15 protein-coding genes and 1 tRNA gene are annotated in these 17,153 nt (G+C 66.6%); 6 read left to right on the forward strand and 10 right to left on the reverse strand.

Features of this window, described 5'->3' with window-relative positions:
• Nucleotides 1-6: 6 nt before the first annotated feature.
• Nucleotides 7-3,150 (forward strand): efflux RND transporter permease subunit, encoded by a 3,144-nt coding sequence (locus tag BLV20_RS00560; protein ID WP_092295453.1) that lies wholly within the window; start codon nucleotides 7-9, stop codon nucleotides 3,148-3,150.
• A 96-nt stretch (nucleotides 3,151-3,246) separates the two neighbouring features.
• Nucleotides 3,247-3,462: a DUF3079 domain-containing protein gene (locus BLV20_RS00565; RefSeq protein ID WP_092296957.1), complete on the forward strand. Its 216-nt coding sequence runs from the start codon at nucleotides 3,247-3,249 to the stop codon at nucleotides 3,460-3,462.
• Nucleotides 3,463-3,481: 19 nt separating this feature from the next.
• Here BLV20_RS00565 and BLV20_RS00570 read toward each other — a convergent pair whose 3' ends face one another.
• Nucleotides 3,482-4,243, reverse strand: coding sequence for an alpha/beta hydrolase (locus BLV20_RS00570; protein ID WP_092295456.1), 762 nt, complete (start codon nucleotides 4,241-4,243; stop codon nucleotides 3,482-3,484).
• A 479-nt stretch (nucleotides 4,244-4,722) separates the two neighbouring features.
• Here BLV20_RS00570 and BLV20_RS00575 point away from each other — a divergent pair, with 479 nt between their 5' ends.
• A complete protein-coding gene (locus BLV20_RS00575) occupies nucleotides 4,723-6,327 on the forward strand; it encodes a serine/threonine-protein kinase (protein ID WP_092295459.1) in 1,605 nt (534 codons plus the stop codon).
• A gap of 86 nt (nucleotides 6,328-6,413) precedes the next feature.
• Here the strand turns inward: BLV20_RS00575 and BLV20_RS00580 are convergent, their stop codons facing one another.
• The 6 genes from BLV20_RS00580 to BLV20_RS00605 all read right to left on the reverse strand — a co-directional run bounded on the left by BLV20_RS00580 (nucleotide 6,414) and on the right by BLV20_RS00605 (nucleotide 11,887).
• Nucleotides 6,414-7,247 carry an enoyl-CoA hydratase/isomerase family protein gene (locus tag BLV20_RS00580; RefSeq protein WP_092295462.1) on the reverse strand — a complete coding sequence of 278 codons (834 nt, stop codon included), beginning with the start codon at nucleotides 7,245-7,247 and terminating at the stop codon, nucleotides 6,414-6,416.
• Between the two features lie 120 nt (nucleotides 7,248-7,367).
• Nucleotides 7,368-8,654, reverse strand: a complete 1,287-nt coding sequence (locus BLV20_RS00585; RefSeq protein WP_092295465.1) for a cation:proton antiporter — start codon at nucleotides 8,652-8,654, stop codon at nucleotides 7,368-7,370.
• A 12-nt stretch (nucleotides 8,655-8,666) separates the two neighbouring features.
• A complete protein-coding gene (locus tag BLV20_RS00590; protein WP_092295469.1) occupies nucleotides 8,667-9,110 on the reverse strand; it encodes an acyl-CoA thioesterase in 444 nt (147 codons plus the stop codon).
• Nucleotides 9,100-9,888, reverse strand: a complete 789-nt coding sequence (locus BLV20_RS00595; RefSeq protein WP_092295472.1) for a glutathione S-transferase family protein — start codon at nucleotides 9,886-9,888, stop codon at nucleotides 9,100-9,102. Before BLV20_RS00595 ends, BLV20_RS00590 begins: the two co-directional genes overlap by 11 nt.
• Nucleotides 9,885-10,829, reverse strand: a complete 945-nt coding sequence (locus BLV20_RS00600) for a DMT family transporter (RefSeq protein WP_092295475.1) — start codon at nucleotides 10,827-10,829, stop codon at nucleotides 9,885-9,887. The genes BLV20_RS00595 and BLV20_RS00600 overlap by 4 nt, the downstream gene beginning before the upstream one ends.
• A 29-nt stretch (nucleotides 10,830-10,858) precedes the next feature.
• Nucleotides 10,859-11,887, reverse strand: coding sequence for a cupin domain-containing protein (locus BLV20_RS00605; RefSeq protein WP_092295478.1), 1,029 nt, complete (start codon nucleotides 11,885-11,887; stop codon nucleotides 10,859-10,861).
• A gap of 279 nt (nucleotides 11,888-12,166) precedes the next feature.
• On the opposite strand from BLV20_RS00605, the gene BLV20_RS00610 reads away from it, so the two are divergent.
• Nucleotides 12,167-12,724 (forward strand): TetR/AcrR family transcriptional regulator, encoded by a 558-nt coding sequence (locus BLV20_RS00610; protein WP_256577629.1) that lies wholly within the window; start codon nucleotides 12,167-12,169, stop codon nucleotides 12,722-12,724.
• A 117-nt stretch (nucleotides 12,725-12,841) separates the two neighbouring features.
• Here BLV20_RS00610 and BLV20_RS00615 read toward each other — a convergent pair whose 3' ends face one another.
• Nucleotides 12,842-13,618, reverse strand: coding sequence for an NAD(P)H-dependent oxidoreductase (locus tag BLV20_RS00615; RefSeq protein WP_092295484.1), 777 nt, complete (start codon nucleotides 13,616-13,618; stop codon nucleotides 12,842-12,844).
• Between the two features lie 85 nt (nucleotides 13,619-13,703).
• Between BLV20_RS00615 and BLV20_RS00620 the strand changes: the two genes are divergently transcribed.
• Nucleotides 13,704-14,597, forward strand: a complete 894-nt coding sequence (locus BLV20_RS00620; protein WP_092295487.1) for a LysR family transcriptional regulator — start codon at nucleotides 13,704-13,706, stop codon at nucleotides 14,595-14,597.
• Nucleotides 14,598-14,603: 6 nt separating this feature from the next.
• On the opposite strand, the gene BLV20_RS00625 is transcribed toward BLV20_RS00620, so the two are convergent.
• Both BLV20_RS00625 and BLV20_RS00630 read right to left on the reverse strand, forming a co-directional pair.
• Nucleotides 14,604-15,539: a LysR family transcriptional regulator gene (locus tag BLV20_RS00625; RefSeq protein ID WP_092295490.1), complete on the reverse strand. Its 936-nt coding sequence runs from the start codon at nucleotides 15,537-15,539 to the stop codon at nucleotides 14,604-14,606.
• Nucleotides 15,540-15,597: 58 nt separating this feature from the next.
• A complete protein-coding gene (locus BLV20_RS00630; protein WP_092295493.1) occupies nucleotides 15,598-16,572 on the reverse strand; it encodes a quinone oxidoreductase family protein in 975 nt (324 codons plus the stop codon).
• A 422-nt stretch (nucleotides 16,573-16,994) separates the two neighbouring features.
• On the opposite strand from BLV20_RS00630, the gene BLV20_RS00640 reads away from it, so the two are divergent.
• Nucleotides 16,995-17,068, forward strand: a tRNA-Cys gene (locus BLV20_RS00640).
• Nucleotides 17,069-17,153: the final 85 nt, after the last annotated feature.

The raw sequence follows: 17,153 nt of genomic DNA on the forward strand, positions 1-17,153 counted from the left end.
GCGGCCATGGATTTCTCCAAATTCTTCATCGACCGACCGATCTTCGCCATCGTGCTCTCGGTGATTATTTTCGCCCTCGGCCTGATCGCCATCCCGGTGCTGCCGTCCGGGGAATACCCCGAGGTGGTGCCGACCAGCGTGGTGGTGCGCGCCACTTACCCGGGGGCCAACCCCAAGGAGATCGCCGAGTCGGTCGCGGTGCCCCTGGAAGAGGCGCTCAACGGCGTCGAAGGGATCATGTACATGAAGTCGGTCGCCGGCTCCGACGGCAGCCTGGCGGTGAGCATCACCTTCGTTCCCGGCATCGACCCGGACACCGCCGCGGTGCGCGTGCAAAACCGCGTGAGCCAGGCACTGTCGCGGCTGCCCGAGGAGGTGCGGCAGTACGGCGTGACCACCCAGAAGCAGTCGCCGACGCCGCTGATGTACGTCAGCCTGCTGTCGCCGGACAACAGCTACGACTCGCTGTACCTGCGCAATTACCTGACCCTGCACGTCAAGGACGAGCTGTCGCGGCTGCCCGGCATCGGCGACGTCGGGGTCTACGGTTCGGGCGACTATGCGATGCGCATCTGGATGGACCCCAACAGCCTGTCCGCCCGCGGCCTGACCGCCGCCGACGTGGTGAACGCGATCCGCGAGCAGAACGTGCAGGTCTCGGCCGGCCAGCTGGGCGCCGAGCCTTCGCCCCAGGGCGCCGACTTCCTGGTGTCGATCAGCGTGCGCGGGCGTTTGCGCAGCGAGCAGGAATTTGCCGATATCGTCCTCAAGAGCGGGGCGGACGGGCAGTTGGTGAAGCTGTCGGACGTGGCGCGGGTCGAGCTCGGCGCGGGCGACTACACGCTGCGCGCGCACCTGGACGACCGCAACCAGGCGACGGTCGGGATCTTTCTGTCGCCGGGGGCCAATGCGTTGCAGGTCGCCGAGGCGGTCTACGGCAAGCTCGACGAGTTGTCCCGGCGTTTTCCCGAGGGCGTGGCCTACAAGGCGGTGTGGGACCCGACGGTGTTCGTCCGGGAATCGATCAGCGCGGTGCAGCACACGCTGATGGAGGCGGTGGTGCTGGTGGTCTTGGTGGTGATCCTGTTCTTGCAGACCTGGCGGGCCTCGATCATCCCGCTGATCGCGGTGCCGGTGTCGGTGATCGGCACCTTCGCCTGGCTGTACCTGCTGGGGTATTCGATCAACACCCTGACCCTGTTCGGCCTGGTGCTGGCGATCGGCATCGTGGTCGACGACGCGATCGTGGTGGTGGAAAACGTCGAGCGCTTCATCGCGAAGGGCTACGACCCGCGGGAGGCCGCGCACCGGGCGATGAAGGAGGTGTCCGGGCCGATCATCGCCATCGCCCTGGTGCTGTGCGCGGTGTTCATTCCCATGACCTTCCTGTCGGGCGTCACCGGCCAGTTCTACAAGCAGTTCGCGGTGACCATCGCGATTTCCACGGTGATCTCGGCGATCAACTCCCTGACCCTGTCGCCGGCCCTGGCGGCCAAGCTGTTCCGGCCCCACGGCGCGCCGCAGGACTGGCTGGAGCGCGGCATCCAGAAGGTGTTCGGGGGCTTTTTCCGCGCCTTCAATCGGATGTTCAAACGCCGCTCCGACGGTTATCACGGCCTGGTCGCGCATTCTCTGGGGCGGCGTGGCTCGGTGTTTCTGGTCTACGCCTTGCTGCTGGTCGGTACGGCCTGGATGTTCAACCTAGTGCCGGGCGGCTTTATCCCGACCCAGGACAAGCTCTATCTGTTCGCCGGCGCCAAATTGCCGGAAGGCGCGTCGCTGGCCCGCACCGATGCGGTGACCCGCGAGCTGATCGAGATGGCGCGCTCGGTGGAGGGCGTGGAAACGGTGCCGGCCTTCAGCGGCCTGAATGCCTTGCAGGCGGTCAACACGCCGAACGTCATGGCCGCCTACGTGATCCTCAAGCCGTTCGACCAGCGCCAGCGCGGCGCGCAGGAAATCAACGCCGAGCTCAACGCCAAGCTGGCGCAGGTCCATGAGGGCTTTGCCTATGCGCTGTTGCCGCCGCCGATCCAGGGGCTGGGCAACGGTTCGGGTTATTCGCTGTACCTGGAGGACCGCGCCGGGCTGGGCTACGGCGCCTTGCAGAATGCCTTGAGCGCCTTCCAGAACGCGGTGGCGCAGACCCCGGGCATGAGCTATCCGGTCAGTTCCTACCAGGCCAATATCCCGCAGCTGGAGGTGCAGGTGGACCGGGTCAAGGTCAAGGCGCAAGGGGTGTCGTTGAGCGATGTGTTCAACACCTTGCAGACCTACCTGGGCTCGGTCTACGTCAATGACTTCAACCTGTTCGGCCGGGTCTACCGGGTCATGGCCCAGGCCGACAGTTCCTACCGGCAGACCGCCGAGGACATCGCCAATCTGCGGGTGCGCAACGGTCGGGGCGAGATGGTGCCGCTCGGCGCGATGATCAGCGTGACGCCAAGCTACGGCCCCGACCCGGTGGTGCGCTACAACGGCTACCCGGCCGCCGACCTGATCGGCGACTCCGATCCCAAGCAGCTGTCGTCGGGCCAGGTGATCGCCAAGCTTGAAGAAATCGCCGCCCGGGTATTGCCCCGCGGCATCACCCTGGAATGGACCGACCTGAGCTACCAGCAGGTCACCCAAAGCCATGCCGCGGCGGTGGTCTTTCCGCTGGCGGTGATGCTGGTGTTCCTGGTCCTGGCGGCCCTGTACGAGAGCTGGACGCTGCCCCTGGCGGTGATCCTGATCGTGCCGGTGTGCATGCTCGCGGCCTTGTCGGGAGTGTGGCTCAGCGGCGGCGACAACAACGTCTTCGTCCAGGTGGGGCTGGTGGTGCTGATGGGGCTGGCCTGCAAGAACGCGATCCTGATCGTCGAGTTCGCCCGAGAGCTGGAGCTCCAGGGCCAGGGCATCGTCGAGGCGGCGCTGGAGGCTTGCCGCTTGCGCCTGCGGCCGATCGTCATGACCTCGGTGGCGTTTGTCGCAGGTTCCGTGCCGCTGCTGATCGGCAGCGGCGCCGGCAGCGAGATTCGCCGCGCCACGGGCGTGGCGGTGTTCTCCGGGATGCTCGGGGTGACGCTGTTCGGGCTGTTCCTGACCCCGGTGTTTTACGTGGCCTTGCGCAAGCTGGCGGTGCGCTTCGAGCCGGCGGCCACGGTGTAGCCGGCGGGCGCCGAGGGTTCTTGACCCTGGTCAAGGGCGGTTCGCCGCAGGCGTTGTAGCGTGCAAGCCACTCTCATCGACGCCTCGGGGAACGCCATGGCCAAGCCCTTTCCCATCAGCCCCAAGCACCCCGAACGCATCTGCTGGGGCTGCGACCGCTACTGCGCGGCCGACGCCCTGGCCTGCGGTAATGGCGCGGACCGCACCATGCACCCCGCCGAGATGCTTGGCGACGACTGGTACCTGCACGGCGACTGGGGCATCGAGCCGCCTATCGCGTCGGACAAGGCGCTGGACGAGGAGCGGTCCTGAGCCGGGAAGGCCGGCGCGCTCACAGCCCGCTGCGGAGCAGTTCCAGGAACCGCGGGCTCGCGTCTATCGAATTGTGCCCCGCGCCCGGGACGACCTCGAGCCTGGCCACGCCGGGGGCGAAATGCGCATAGAGCGTCTCGGTGCTTGAACGCGGGATGACTTCGTCGTGTTCGGCGGCGATCAGCAAAGTCGGCACGGCGATGTGCGGTGCGTATTTCCAGGATTCGAACTTGTCCCGCAGCAGCCACCTCACCGGAAGATAGGGAAACTGGCTGGCGGCGAACTCCTGCAGGCTATGGAACGGCGTGATCAGCACCAGGCGCGATGCCGGACGCTGGCTGGCCAGGCGCACGGCGACAGCCGAGCCGAGGCTGCGCCCGACCACCACGATACGCGGGTGGGCGGCTTGCACCTTGTCGAACAAGGCCATGGCATCGCGCGTGATGGCCGCCTCGGAGGGCGATCCGGAACTGCCGCCATAGCCTCGGTAGTGCAGCAGGTAGAGTGCATGCTCGGGAAAGGCTCGGGCAAACTCCGGCAGGTTGAGGGACACGTCCTCGGCGTTGCCGCCGAAGTAGAGCAACGCCTTCGGGCCGTCGTGGGGCCTCACGGAAACCAGCACCTCGGCGTCGGCGACCGGCAGCCTGAGCAGCGTGGCGGGGCTGGCGATGGCGCGGGGCTGGGGGAAGTAGATAAGCGAACGCTGCAACCCCCACGCCGCGACGCAGAGCGCCAGGTACAAGGCGCCGAGCAATGCCAGGAGCGAAACCATTCGTGACATGTGGCTCACCTCCGTTGGGCTATGAAACGCTGCTGAACGACTGCCGGCGGTCGCTTGCAGCGTCCCAGGATAGGCTCATATGCCGGCATTGCGCAGTCGCCGGCCAAGACGGCAGGCCTCGGCGCAGAAGGTCTTCGGCACGCTCTGAGCCTGGCCTGACGGCCCGACACGCCGGGGTTCGCCCAGCCAGGCGCAGCGCGAAACGCCAGGACGGCGGCAGATGGCGAGCCGGGAACTATCATAAAAGTTCCCCGCTCTTATTAATTGGAGACCCGATCCGACGGGTGACATTCGGCCCGACAGGCCGGGGTTCTGCCCAGCCAGGCGCAGTGCGAAGCGCCAGGACGGCAGCAGACGGCGAGCCGGGAACTATTGGAAAAGTTCCCCGCTCTTAATTGATTAGAGACCTGATCCGACGGGTGACATTCGCCCGACAGTATCGGCGATCCCCCAATCAGTGGCTGCGCAGGGATTCTTTCATGGACGAACGATTACCCGAGATACCCGGCTATAGCGTGCATAGCCGGCTTGGCCAAGGCGGGATGGCCGAAGTCTACCTGGCAACCCAGGAGTCGCTGCACCGTAAGGTGGCGGTGAAGGTACTGCTCAACGCCAATGACGAGGCGTTCAGCAAGCGCTTCATCCGCGAGGGGCATATCGTCGCCTCGTTGCACCACCCCACGATCATCACCATCCACGACATCAACAGACTGGCCGATGGCCGCTACTACCTGGCCATGGAGTTCGTCGGCGGCGGCGACCTGGCCCGGCACAAGGGCGAGGTGTTCGAGCCGAGGCGCGCCCTGGATATCGTCCGGCAGATCGCTACCGGCCTCGCCGTGGTGCATGAGCAGGGCCTGATCCACCGCGATATCAAGCCGGCGAACATCCTCTTCCGCGGCGACGGCACGGTGGTGATCACCGATTTCGGCATCGCCAAGGCGCTGGAGATGGACAGCGAGCTCACCGGGCTTGGCATCGCGGTCGGCAGCCCGGCCTATAGCAGCCCGGAACAGACGCAGTGCCAGCCGCTGGATATCCGCACCGACATCTACAGCCTGGGCGTGATCTTCCTGGAGATGCTCATCGGCACCAATCCGTTCCGCGGCGCCAGCTATACCCAGACCGTGATGAACCACGTGCAGATGCCGGCGCCGAGCTTGCCGGCGCACATCAGCCCGTACAAGGCGCTGCTCGAGCGGATGCTGGCGAAGGACCCCAACCAGCGCTTCGCCGACTGCCGGGCGCTGCTGCAGGCGCTCGATGAGCTGGACCAGCCAGAGCATCCGGACGAACCGGACGAACCGGACGAGCCCAGCGAGGTGGAGCTGGAATCTACCCGTTTCGCGCCGGCCCTGATCGATCCTGCGCCGCCCCAGGCGGAGGCCGAGCCCGAGCCCGCCCGCCGGCGCAGCCCGAACAGGCGCCTGGCGCTGTGGGCACTCGGCAGCCTGCTGCTGCTCGGCGCTGCCAGCGGCACCGGCCTGTACCTGCAGCAGCGGATCGAGATCACCGAGCTGCTGGCACGTGGCGAACAGCGCCTGGCGGCGGGCCAGCTGGTCGAGCCGGCGCAGGACAATGCCGAGTATTTCTTCAACCAGGCCTTGCAGCTCGACGAAGCCAACGCGCAGGCCCGACAAGGACTGCAACGGGTAGCCGCGGCGCGGATCGCCGGCTACCGGCAACTGGCCGAGCAGCGCATCGCCGAAGAACACCTGCTGGAGCCCGAGGATGACAGCGCGGTGTTCTATTACCGGCAGATACTCGGCCTGGAGCCGAGGAACGCCCAGGCGCTGGCCGGGTTGAACCAGGTGGCGCTGCTCTACGCCCAGATGAGCGAAAGCGCGTATGCCAAGGGCGATCGCGACCTGGCGCGGGCCTATATCAAGCATGGCCTGGAAGCCCATCCGGACAGCCCCGAACTACTCGCACTCCGGGACCAGCGTGAGCAGCGCAAACGCAGTGGCCAAGCGCCGCGCCCGTCCGCCGCGCCACCTTCCCCGCGGCCCTTGGCACCTCAATCGACCAGCGAGCGGGAGGAACAGCCGAATGCGCTCAAGCGCCTGTGGAACAGGCTCTTTTGATATGACGTGTTCTGCGCTGTCAGCAGCCGTATTTATTGGCGCTGTTTGCAGCCGGTGCGTGCGCCGCACCGGTGACGCTATGCCCCTCAATCCGTGATCAACCCCGGCGTCTGGGGCGGCACATCGCCGCGCAGATCCGGGTGGTCGCGTTCACGGAAGCGGCGCAGTCCTTCCAGGGTTTGCGGCTGATGGATGGAGCGGTTGAAACACTCGGCTTCGATGCGCAGGCCCTCGGTCAGGGGCTGGCCGTAGCCGCGGATGACCGCTTCCTTGTCCGAGCGTATGGCGGGCTGGGGCAGGGTACAGAGCAGGTGCGCCAGTTCCAGCGCGCGTTCCAGCGAGCGGCCCTTGGCGACGACCTCGTTGACCAGGCCGATAGCCAGCGCCTCGCTGGCGCAGATCACCTTGCCGGTGAGGATCAACTCCAGTGCCCGGCCCATGCCGACGATGCGTGGCAGGCGCTGGGTGCCGCCATCGCCCAGGCCGATGTTCCAGCGGCGGCAGGTCACGCCGAAGGTGGCGTGTTCCTCGGCGATGCGCATATCGGCGAAGCAGGCCCACTCCAGGCCACCGGCGTAGGCCACGCCATTCACCGCGGCGATCACCGGTTTGTAGATATCCGTCCAGCGGCTCGGGCCGATGATCCCGGGGCGCTCGCCGCGATTGTGCGCGGCGATCTCGTCCGGGGTGGTGGGCACCAGGTCGAGTGCCGCCTTGAGGTCGCCGCCGGCACAGAAGGCCTGGTCGCCGGCTCCGGTGATGATGGCCACGAGGGCGTGCGGATCGTCGCGAAAACGGCTCCAGGCCTCGATCAATTCCAGGTGGGTGGTGGGGCCGATGCAATTGCGTTGCTGCGGCCGGTTGAAGCGGATGATCCTGATCGGTCCCTGGGTTTCGTAGTCGATTTCGGTGAAGACCATGGCCGCCACACCTCCTGTGGTTGGCGAGGAATGTCCGGTACCCGGCCTGGCTTTCGGGCGCAGGCAAGGCACAACCTGCGAGTGTAGCTCCTGGGTTTTCCCGGCCTTCCCGGTCGGTACTTACCGATCGGAAGTCTGCAGGCGGCCTTTGGCCAGGGTGGATGGGGCGGGCCCGGTCCTGGCCAGGCGCCTGAGCAGCGGGGTGGTCATCAGGGTGGTGGCGATGGCCACCATCAGCAACAGGAAGAACGCGCTCTGGGAGATCAGCCCCATGTCCAGGCCCACGGAGAGCACGATGATCTCGATCAGGCCGCGGGTATTCATCAATATCGCGACGCTGCGCGAGACCTCCACGGGCAGGCCGGCCAGGCGCCCGGCGAGGTAGCAGCCGGCGGTCTTTCCCAGCACCGCGGCGACGAAGAACGCCAGCAGCCACAGCCAGCTGTCGAGCGGCGCCAGGGCGCCGAGGTCCATCTTCAGCCCGGTGGCGGCGAAGTAGAAGGGCACCAGCCCGATGTTGACGAAGCCTTCCATGTGGCGGTGCCAATGCTGGCGTTGCTCGCGCAGCAGCCAGCCGGCGATCAGCCCGCCCAGGGCGCTGTGCAGGCCGATCAGGGTGGTGATCCAGCCACACAGCAGGGCGGTCGCCAGCATCAGCGCCATGCTCATGTCGGCGGCGGGGGCCGCGCTGCGGGTTGCGGGCAGCCGCGTAAACAAGGTGTGCAACAACGGGCGCAAGCCCCAGCGGGCGAGGGTGAGGAACAGGGCGATGAACGTCAGCTGGCGCAACACCCCGAACAGCGAGCTGTCGCTGCTGGACAGGGCGACGATAAGGGTCAGCAGCACCCAGCCAATGATGTCGGTGATGGCGGCGGCCGCGATGCCCACCGTCCCGGCCAGCGAGTGCTCCAGCCCGAGGTCGCTGATGATGCGCACCAGCACCGGCAGGGCGGTGATCGACAGCGCGATGCCGCAGAACAGCACATAGCCGAGCCGGGGCTGGGCGGGCGCCAGGGCGTCGTGGGAAAGCAGCCCGACCATGGCCCCCAGGGCGAAGGCCAGGATCACCCCGCCGCCGGCCACCGCGAGGGCGCTGAAGCCGATCTTGTGGCTGCCCAGGTGGTTGCTGTCGAAGCGCAGGCCGATCTGGAACATCAGCAGGACCAGGCCGATATTGCCCAAGGTCTCGATGCCCAGGCGGATGGCCGCCGGAAAGACCGCGGCATGCCACTGCGCGCCGAGGACCAGCAGCAGGCAGGGGCCCAGCAGGATGCCCACGCAGATTTCGCCGATCACCCGCGACTGCCCCCAGCGGGCCAGCAGCGCGCCGCACAGCTGGCTGGCGACGATGATTACCGCCAACTGGAAAAACGGCAGGGCCGAGAACAGTTGCTGTAGCGTCGACATGGCGTCCTCCGCCTATTTTTCCGCGAGCGACTCCGCGCCAGTGGCCAGGGCGCTCAAGCGGCGCCGCGCTGTTTCGCCGAAGGGTTTCGAGCGCCGGCTCTGGGCATCGATCTGCACGATCACGGTGCTGGCCAGGGCCGCGCAGCGACCGTCCTGGAACAGCGCCTGTTCCAGGGTCATCGAGCTTTTGCCGAGGGTGGCGACCCGGGTGCCGATCTGCACCGTGCCGGGCCAGCGCAGTTCGGCGCGCAGGTCGAGCTCCAGGCGCGCGATGACAAATTCGCTGTCGGGCTCGGCGAGCGGCGCGTGCGGGTCGTAGATGATCTCCACCCGCCCGGTTTCGAGGAAGGTGGCGAACACCGCGTTGTTCACATGGCCCTGGCGGTCGGTATCGGCGTAGCGGATCTTGTCCGAGGAACGGACGGCGAAGTCGTGCAGGGCGGGATCATTGGACATGGCGTGCTCCAGTCTCGAGGGGGGTGGCCAGGGTTGCCGCGCGCGCCAGCCCGCCAAAGGCGTCCAGCAGGCGTTCGCGCCAGGCATGCAGGGCGTCGTTGGGGGCCAGCAGTTCCTCACGGCTGGTGCAGCGCGCCCACATGAACATGCCGAATACACAATAGTCGGCGTAGGCCGGGGCTTCGCCGGCCAGGAAGGGTTGGCCTTTGAGGGTCTGGCGAAGCGGGGTCAGGATCTGGCGCAGTTGTTCCAGGTGTCGGGCCTGGGGGGCCACCAGCTGTTCCAGCGAGGTGCCGAAGTGCGCTTCGCGGGAGCTGCGGAAATATTCCCGGTCCTCGGCGGCCAGTTGTTCGTAGACATCCAGCAGGATCACCCGGGCCACGGCGGGCAGCAGCATGCTGTCGGCCCAGCGGTTGACGAAAGCCGCTAGCGCGAGGGCGTCGCGGCCGCCGAACAGGGACGGGCGCTCGGGGTAACGCTGCTCCAGGTGCAGGGCGATGCGCCAGGAGTCGCTGATGCTCTGGTCGCCATCCACCAACACCGGAACCGCGCCCTGGCGGGAAAAGGCGATGCGCGCCTTGTCGCTGAAGCGCCAGGCGATGCGTTGGCTTTGCAGCCCCTTGTGGGCCAGGGCCATGCGGGTTTTCCAGCAGTGTGGGCTGAAGCGCAGGTCCGGGTCGGCGCCGGCCAGTTCGTAGAGGGTCAGTGAGGCGCTGCTCATGCTTGATTTTCCTTCGTTGTGGACAGTGGCCGCTGTCCGCTTATGCAGGTCGTTCATGGCGTGGGTCCTGGCGGCCGGGGTGTCGGCTGGCCGATGGCGCCCGGCAGCGGGCGCGGGCGTTGCGGCAGCAGGGTCAGGAGCATGCCGGCGGTCACCACCAGCAAGCCGGCGATGGCGGTGTTGTCCGCACGCTCGCCAAGCAGCAGGGCGGCTAGCACCATGGCCGTGCCCGGCACCAGCGCGGCGAAGGTGGAGCCGAGCGAAGCGCCGAGCAGCTGGACCGAGCGGCTGTAGAAGAACAAGGCCACGGTCGACACCAGCAGGCCCTGATAGACCACCTGGACGCCGATATCCCAGAGCGGCGCCTGGAGGATCCGCAGCCCGCGGCTGCCCAGGTAGACCGGCAGGTACAGGACCATCGAGCACACCGAGACGATCGCCGTGGCGTGCAGTGCGTCGCTGCCGGACCATTTCGACACCAGGGTGTAGATCGCCCATAGCAGGCCGCCGAGCAGGAACATCAGGTAGGCGTAGGGCGAGGCCTGGGCCCCGGCGAAACTGTGCCAGCCCACCAGCAGCACCCCGCCGATGATCAGCGCGGTACCGGCATTCGCCCGGGCGCCGAGGCGGGTGCCGAACAGCTGCGCGCTGATCAGGATCGACAGCAGGATCATGCTGCCTGGGGTCACCACCGCGAACAGCTCCACCGGGGCCAGGGCCAGCCCCTGGGCCACCACCAGCATGTACGGCGCGCCGATGCCGACGACCATCAAACCGATGGTTGTCCAGCTCAGGCCCCGGCGGCCATGGCGAAGCAGGTAGGGCAGCAGGATCAGCCCGGAGACGCTGTAGCGGATGCAGGTGATGTCGTAGGCATCCAGCGGCGTGCGGGTCAGCCCCAGCCGGGTGACCACCGGGAACGCGCCCCAGATCAGGGCCGCGGCGAGGCCGCACAGAATGCCGGCCCAGCGCTGTTCGGGACTGACGGTGAGCGTCATGAGCGGGTCCTCGCCGTGATGCCCCGGGGCTAGCGGTGGCCGATCTTCACCGAGCCGGCGTTGCCGCGCTTGCGCAGGTAGGCGTACTCGATGTCGTTGAGCAGCATCTGCGCCCGGTTGATGTGGCGCGAGGCGTAGTTGACGCTGGTGAGGAAGTGCGCCAGTTCCTCGGTCTCGGCGAAGTTGCCGTTGTCATGGGCGACCTTGGAGAGGTCCAGGTTGCGGCGGTTCTCCAGTTTGCTCAGGTAGTCGATGTCGATCACCCGGAATGCCGCGCCGATGCTCAGGCCGCGGGCATTGAGCACCTTGTGCCATTCGAAGGGTGGGTTGATCAGCACGTCGCCCGGCTCGACGTAGACGATGTCGGCCTCGTAGTCGCCGCCCGGCGCCTCGCGGCCGCTGCTGGTTTCGAACATCAGGTCGTAGTCGCGGAACTGGTCGCCCAGCTGCGGTGGGCGGGTGCTCCACTTCTTGGTGCCGGCGATCATCACGAAGATATTCAGGGTCGGGAAAATGTGCCAGTCGCTGCCCACCGCGCCGCGGGCCGGCTCGCCGTATTCCTGGGTGCTGTAGCCGAGGAACATGTGGCCGGTGACTTTCCAGGCGTCGACGTTGAACCAGGGTTTGCTGAAAACCTGCTGCTTGACCAGGTTGAAGGCATCCTTGCCCCACTCGTAGGGGTCGTTGTAGCTCGATGAAATGGTGCCCAGGTGCGAATAGACGTCGAGGTGGTGGGTGAAGATGTCGTCGAGGAATTCCTGCCCGGTGCCGACGCGGCCGGTGACGTAGTTGTAGTCCGAGGCGCCGTTCTCGTCGCGCATCGACACCGGCTGGTCGCCGGCCTTGACCCGCCATTGCAGGTTTTTCCCCGAACCGACCTGATCGAAGAACGATCGTTGCGAGAACTCCTCGCCGATGGGCGCGAGCCTGCGCAGCAGGGCCGGTTTGCTGAACCCCTCGGTGAAGCGCTCGACCTTGTCGCGGGTGAGCTCACCCTTGTGCTCGCAGGGCTCGATGACATTGATGTAGCCATACCGGATACGACTGTTCGAAACCATTTCGAAAACTCCTTTTTCCTGACGTAAAAAGAGAAAACCGCTCGCGCTCACGACCGCTGCTACCGGGCGTGGTTGCGCAGGTGAAGCCGACTTCCTTCCGTGGCACGGAGCGAAAGTCGTGGACCAGTACATCAAGCATGCTTACCGGGAAGCGCCTATCGGCTATTATTGACATGGCTGTCAAAGATAGCAGTGTTGGTATCTTTGACAACGTTGTCAATAACTATGTGAGCAGTGATTTTTATGGCGGGTGTCAGGCAGTTTGACGAAGAAAAAGTATTGTCGGCGGTCCTTGAGGTGTTCTGGCGCAAGGGCTGGCAGTCCACCTCCATGGCCGACCTGGCCGAGGCGGCCGAGGTCCAGCGCGGCTCGCTGTACCATGCCTACGGCGGCAAGGAAGCGTTGTTCCTGCTGGCATTCGAAGCCTACGCCACGCGCTTTTTGGGCAACGCCGCCAAGGCCCTCGAGGCCGCGGATGCCGAGACCGCGCTACGGCAGTTTTTCCAGGTGGCGATCAGCAACATGACCAGCGGCACGCCGCCCAAGGGCTGCCTGACCACCAAGACGGCCACTGAAGCCGATGCGATCGGCCCGCGCATCCAGCAACGTTTGCGCGACCTGCTGGACGCCCTGCAACTGACCATCGGCAGCGCGCTGTCGGCCGAGCAGATTCGGTGCGACCTGGCCCTGGCGCCGGCGGAAGCGGCGCAGGTCATGGTCACCTTCACCCGTGGGCTGGCGGTGATGGAACGCATCTACCAGGAGCCGGCGCGTTTGCGCAGTACGGCCGACTCCCTGGTGCGGATGCTGGTGCCGAGCGTCCAGGCGCGGGCCTGAGCCTCGCGCCGTTTTACCGGTTGTCGTGCCCGGGGGATTGCTTCGTGCATCTGCAAGATTCCTGGCGGCGCAGGTGCAAGGTCCTGGGCGCCGCTTGGCAGTGAGCCGGGCAGGGCGCTACAGCAGGTGGGCGGCAAAGCCCTGGCGGTTCGCGGTGATGTCCGGGTGCAGGGTGAGTTCCGGGATCTGGTAGGCGCCGGCGTTCTGCGGGCGGAAGGCGATGGGCGCGGTCTGCTGCAACTGGTCGAGGCGCTGCCCGAGTTGGTCGCAGAGCCTGGCGTAGCGCGCCTCGTCGATACGCCCGGTGCGGTAGATGACGAAGGGCGGCAGCACGTCGAAGCCGGGGTAATAGAGGATGCCGTGGTGGATCGGGAACAGCAGGTCGTCCATCGGTCCGTTGATCCCGCGCGGGCCGTAGTGCGACTCCCAGCCGCCGGCGGTGACGATCAGCATCGCGCGTTTGCCCGCCAGGGTGCCTTCGCCGTAGCGGTCGCCCCAGCGCGCATCCGAATGCTCGCCCACGCCATAGGCAAACCCATAGGCGTAGACCCGTTCCACCCAGCCCTTGAGAATCGCCGGCATGGAAAACCACCACAGTGGAAATTGCAGCAGCACGGTGTCGGCCCAGAGCAGCTTTTCCTGCTCGCGGGCGATGTCCGCCGACTGCAGGCCCTCTTCGAAGGCGCGCTTGGAGTCCAGGGATGGATCGAAGCGGGCGTCCTCCGCCCGGCCCAGGCTGTCGTCGGCGTCCAGCGGCGCCTTCCAGTTCATCGCGTACAGGTCCGAGACCTGGACCGCATGGCCGGCGGCTTCCAGGCGCTTGAGCGTGAAGTCCTTGAGCGAGCCGTTCAAGGAGCGGGGTTCGGGGTGGGCATACACCAGCAGTACATTCATCACAGGGTCTCCAATGTCGGGAGACCGCAGGATCGATGCTCGCCAGGTATATTGGAAATGAATATCCAATATCCCAGGTATTGTCGTGAATAATTTAAGACGCTTGGACATCAACCTGCTGCTGACCCTGGATGTGCTGCTCGCCGAGCACAACGTGACCCGCGCGGCGCAGCGCCTGAACCTGTCGCAGCCCTCGGTCAGCGTGCATCTGGCCAAGCTGCGGGAGATATTCGGCGACCCGTTGCTGCTGCCGGGGCCGCGCGGCATGCGGCCCACCGCCCGGGCCGACGCGTTGCGCGAACCTTTGCGCCGGGCCCTGGAGGCCCTGGAGCTGGCGGTGGCGCCGGCCAGCCCGTTCGACCCGGGCGCGGCGACCAATACCTGGAGCGTGTCGGCTTCCGACTACGGCGAGTCGACAGTGCTCCTGCCGGCGCTGGCCGGCTTGCGCGCGGCGGCCCCCGGAACCCGGCTGGCGGTCATCGAGCTGGAGCCCGGGCGCCTGGTGCGGCAGGCCGAGCAGGGCATCATCGACCTGGCCCTGCATACCCGTGACGATTCGCCACCCGGCCTGCGCCGCCGTGTGCTGTTCAGCGAGCGTTATGTGCTGGTGGGCCGCGCGGGCCATCCACGGCTGAAACGGCGCCCGAGCCTGGCGCAGTTCGCCAGGCTCGAGCACGTGGTGGTGTCGCCCGATGGCGGCGGCTTTCATGGCGTCACCGACAGCGCGCTGGCCGAGGTCGGCCTGACGCGCCGGGTGGTGCTGTCGGTGCCGCATTTTCTGTTTGTGCTTGCGGCGCTGGCGAGCACCGACCTGGTGGCGATGCTGCCGTCGCGCCTGGTGCGCGACAACCCGGCGCTGAAGGTGGTCGAGCCGCCGCTGGAAGTGCCGGGCTACGACATGGCCATGCTCTGGCCCGAACGCTGCCACCGCGACCCGGCCCACCAATGGCTGCGGGAGTTCATCGTCGCGTCGTTATGAGCGCGGTTACGGCTTGTCCCTGACCGTTTCCCACGGCGCGCCCTGGGCAAAACGCGCCTCGATCCACTGCTTGAAGGCCTGGGTGGTGGCGCTGCTGAAACGCGCGGACGGGCGCAGCAGGAAGATCCCCGAGTCGCTGTCCAGCTGCCACTGCGGCAGCACCCGGACCAGACGCCCGCTGGCCAGGTCCCGGTTCATCAGCCAGTCGCCGCCGGCAAGAATGCCGACGCCGGCCCGGGCCGCGGCCAGCAGCGCTTCGTTGTCGTTGCTCTGCAAGGTGCCATGGATACGCACGGTTTCCAGCCGGCCCTGGCGGGTCAGGCGCCAGTCGGGCCAGGAACGCAGGCCGGTAAAGCCCAGGCAGTTGTGGCTGGCGAGGTCGGCGGGCGCCTGCGGTTCGCCATGGCGTTGCAGGTAGTCGGGCGACGCGCAGAGGATACGTCGGTGCGCACAGAGTTTGCGCGCCACCAGCTGGCTGTCGGCCAGTTCGCCGATGCGGATCGCCGCGTCGAAACCTTCGCCGACGATGTCGACGAAACGGTCCGAATACTCGGTCTCCAGCGTCACCCCAGGATGGGCCAGGGCGAACTCGGCGAGAAGCGGGCTGAGCCAGCGCCGGCCCATGGCGGCCGGCAAGGCCAGGCGCAGGCGCCCGCGGACCTGCGCGGCGCCCTGGGAGGCTTCGTGTTCGGCTTCGCCGATCAGGCACGCCGCATGCCGCAAGCGCTCCACCAACCGCACGCCTTGATCGGTGAAGCGCAATTGCCGGGTAGTGCGTTGCACCAGGCGAATGCCCAGGCGGTTTTCCAGCGCCGCCAGGCGCTTGGACAGAACCGAGGGGTGGCGCTGCAAGGCCCGGCCGGCGGCGGCGAACGAGCCGTGCTCGAAAAGCGCCATCAAGGTGGCGAGTTCATCGGCCTGGCGGCTGTCGAACGGATCCATGTGCCTGGGCTGCCTCGTTGTGCGGCCAGAAGGCCGGAAGTGAAGGAAAGGACCGGCCTCAAGGTATCAGCACAATGGCGCCTTGCGCGCGGCCTTCTTGCAGGTCGGCGTGGGCCCGGGCCACGTCGGCCAAGGGGTAACGCTGCCAGATCCGTGGCTGGATGATACCCGCGGCGAAGGCGTCCAGCACATCGGCGGCGCGCATCTGGTATTCGCTGGCGCTGGCGGTGTGGGCGGCGAGGGACGGGCGGGTGAGAAACAGCGAGCCCTTGGCGTTGAGCGTGCCGACCTGCACCGCCTCCGGAGCGCCCGACGCCGCGCCGAAGGACACCAGCAGGCCGCGGGGACGCAGGCTGTCGAGGGAGGCTTCGAAGGACACCCGGCCGATCGGGTCGTACACCACATCGACCTTGTGTCCTTGAGTGACCTCGACGACCTGTCGGGCGAGGGTGGCGGCATCGAACACCAGCACCTCGTCGCAGCCGGCGGCCCGGGCTCGCTCGACGCTTTGCGCCTTGGACACCACGCCAATGACGCTGGCGCCCAGGTGCTTGGCCCAGGGCACCATCAACTGGCCCAGGGCCCCGGCGGCGCCATAGATCAGCACCCGGCTGCCGGGGCCGACGGGGTAGGTGGTCTTGAGCAGGTATTGCGCGGTGATGCCTTTGAACAGCAAGGCTGCGGCGGCATCCGAGGCCAGCTCCGGTGGCAGCTTGACCAGGCGCTCGGCCGGGTACAGGCGAGCGCTGGCATAGGCGCCGAGGGGCCCGGTGGCGTAGGCCACGCGATCGCCGACCTGGACCTGAGTGACCCCGGGACCGATTGCCTTGACCAGGCCCGCGCCTTCCAGGCCGAGCCCGCAGGGCAGGGCAACCGGTACGGCGCCGCTGCGCTGGCTGAGGTCCAGCGGATTGACGCCGATGGCCGTCTGCTCCAGCCAGACCTCGCCGACCCCGGGCGCCTGGGCTTGTGCCTGCTCGAACTGCAGGACCTGAGGGAGGCCAACTTCATGAAGGTGTACGCGGGTGATCATGCTCATTCTCCTGGGCGCTGCGCGCTAGCAAGCTGGGGAGAAACGAGGATAGGCTGCCGCTCCAGGGTCAACAATCCGGCCTGTTTGCATTTGACTGCTGCATGCAATGCAGCAATTGACGCCGCGTTTACCCGCCCGGTAAGAACCCGCATGATCATTGGGACCAGCCTGTCGATGCTCCGCGACAACACAAAAGAGGCGAGGAGGTGGCTTGCCCACGCCCCGATCAAGGCAGGCCCTCGGCATTGAATTATTTTATTCCTGTTCTTGACATGCCCGGCGAACAAGTCCAGAATTGCGTCCATTCCTGATTCAGGAACGCGAAAAACCCCTTAGAATTCAAAGGGTTGGAAGCTAGAGAAGTTTAAGTTTCCAGCTTCGAGTTGTATGCCTTTGATGCGGTTGCAATGCATCGAAAGTTTGGCCGAGTAGCAAAATGGTTATGCAGCGGATTGCAAATCCGCCTACGCCGGTTCGATTCCGACCTCGGCCTCCAAACTGAAAAGCCCGTAGATCAACGATCTACGGGCTTTTTTATTGGCTGGAGGAAAGCAGGCGTTCCATTACTTTTAATGGGGCGT

It is taken from the genome of Pseudomonas sp. NFIX28 (genome assembly GCF_900107395.1).
In the GTDB taxonomy this organism is placed as follows: domain Bacteria; phylum Pseudomonadota; class Gammaproteobacteria; order Pseudomonadales; family Pseudomonadaceae; genus Aquipseudomonas.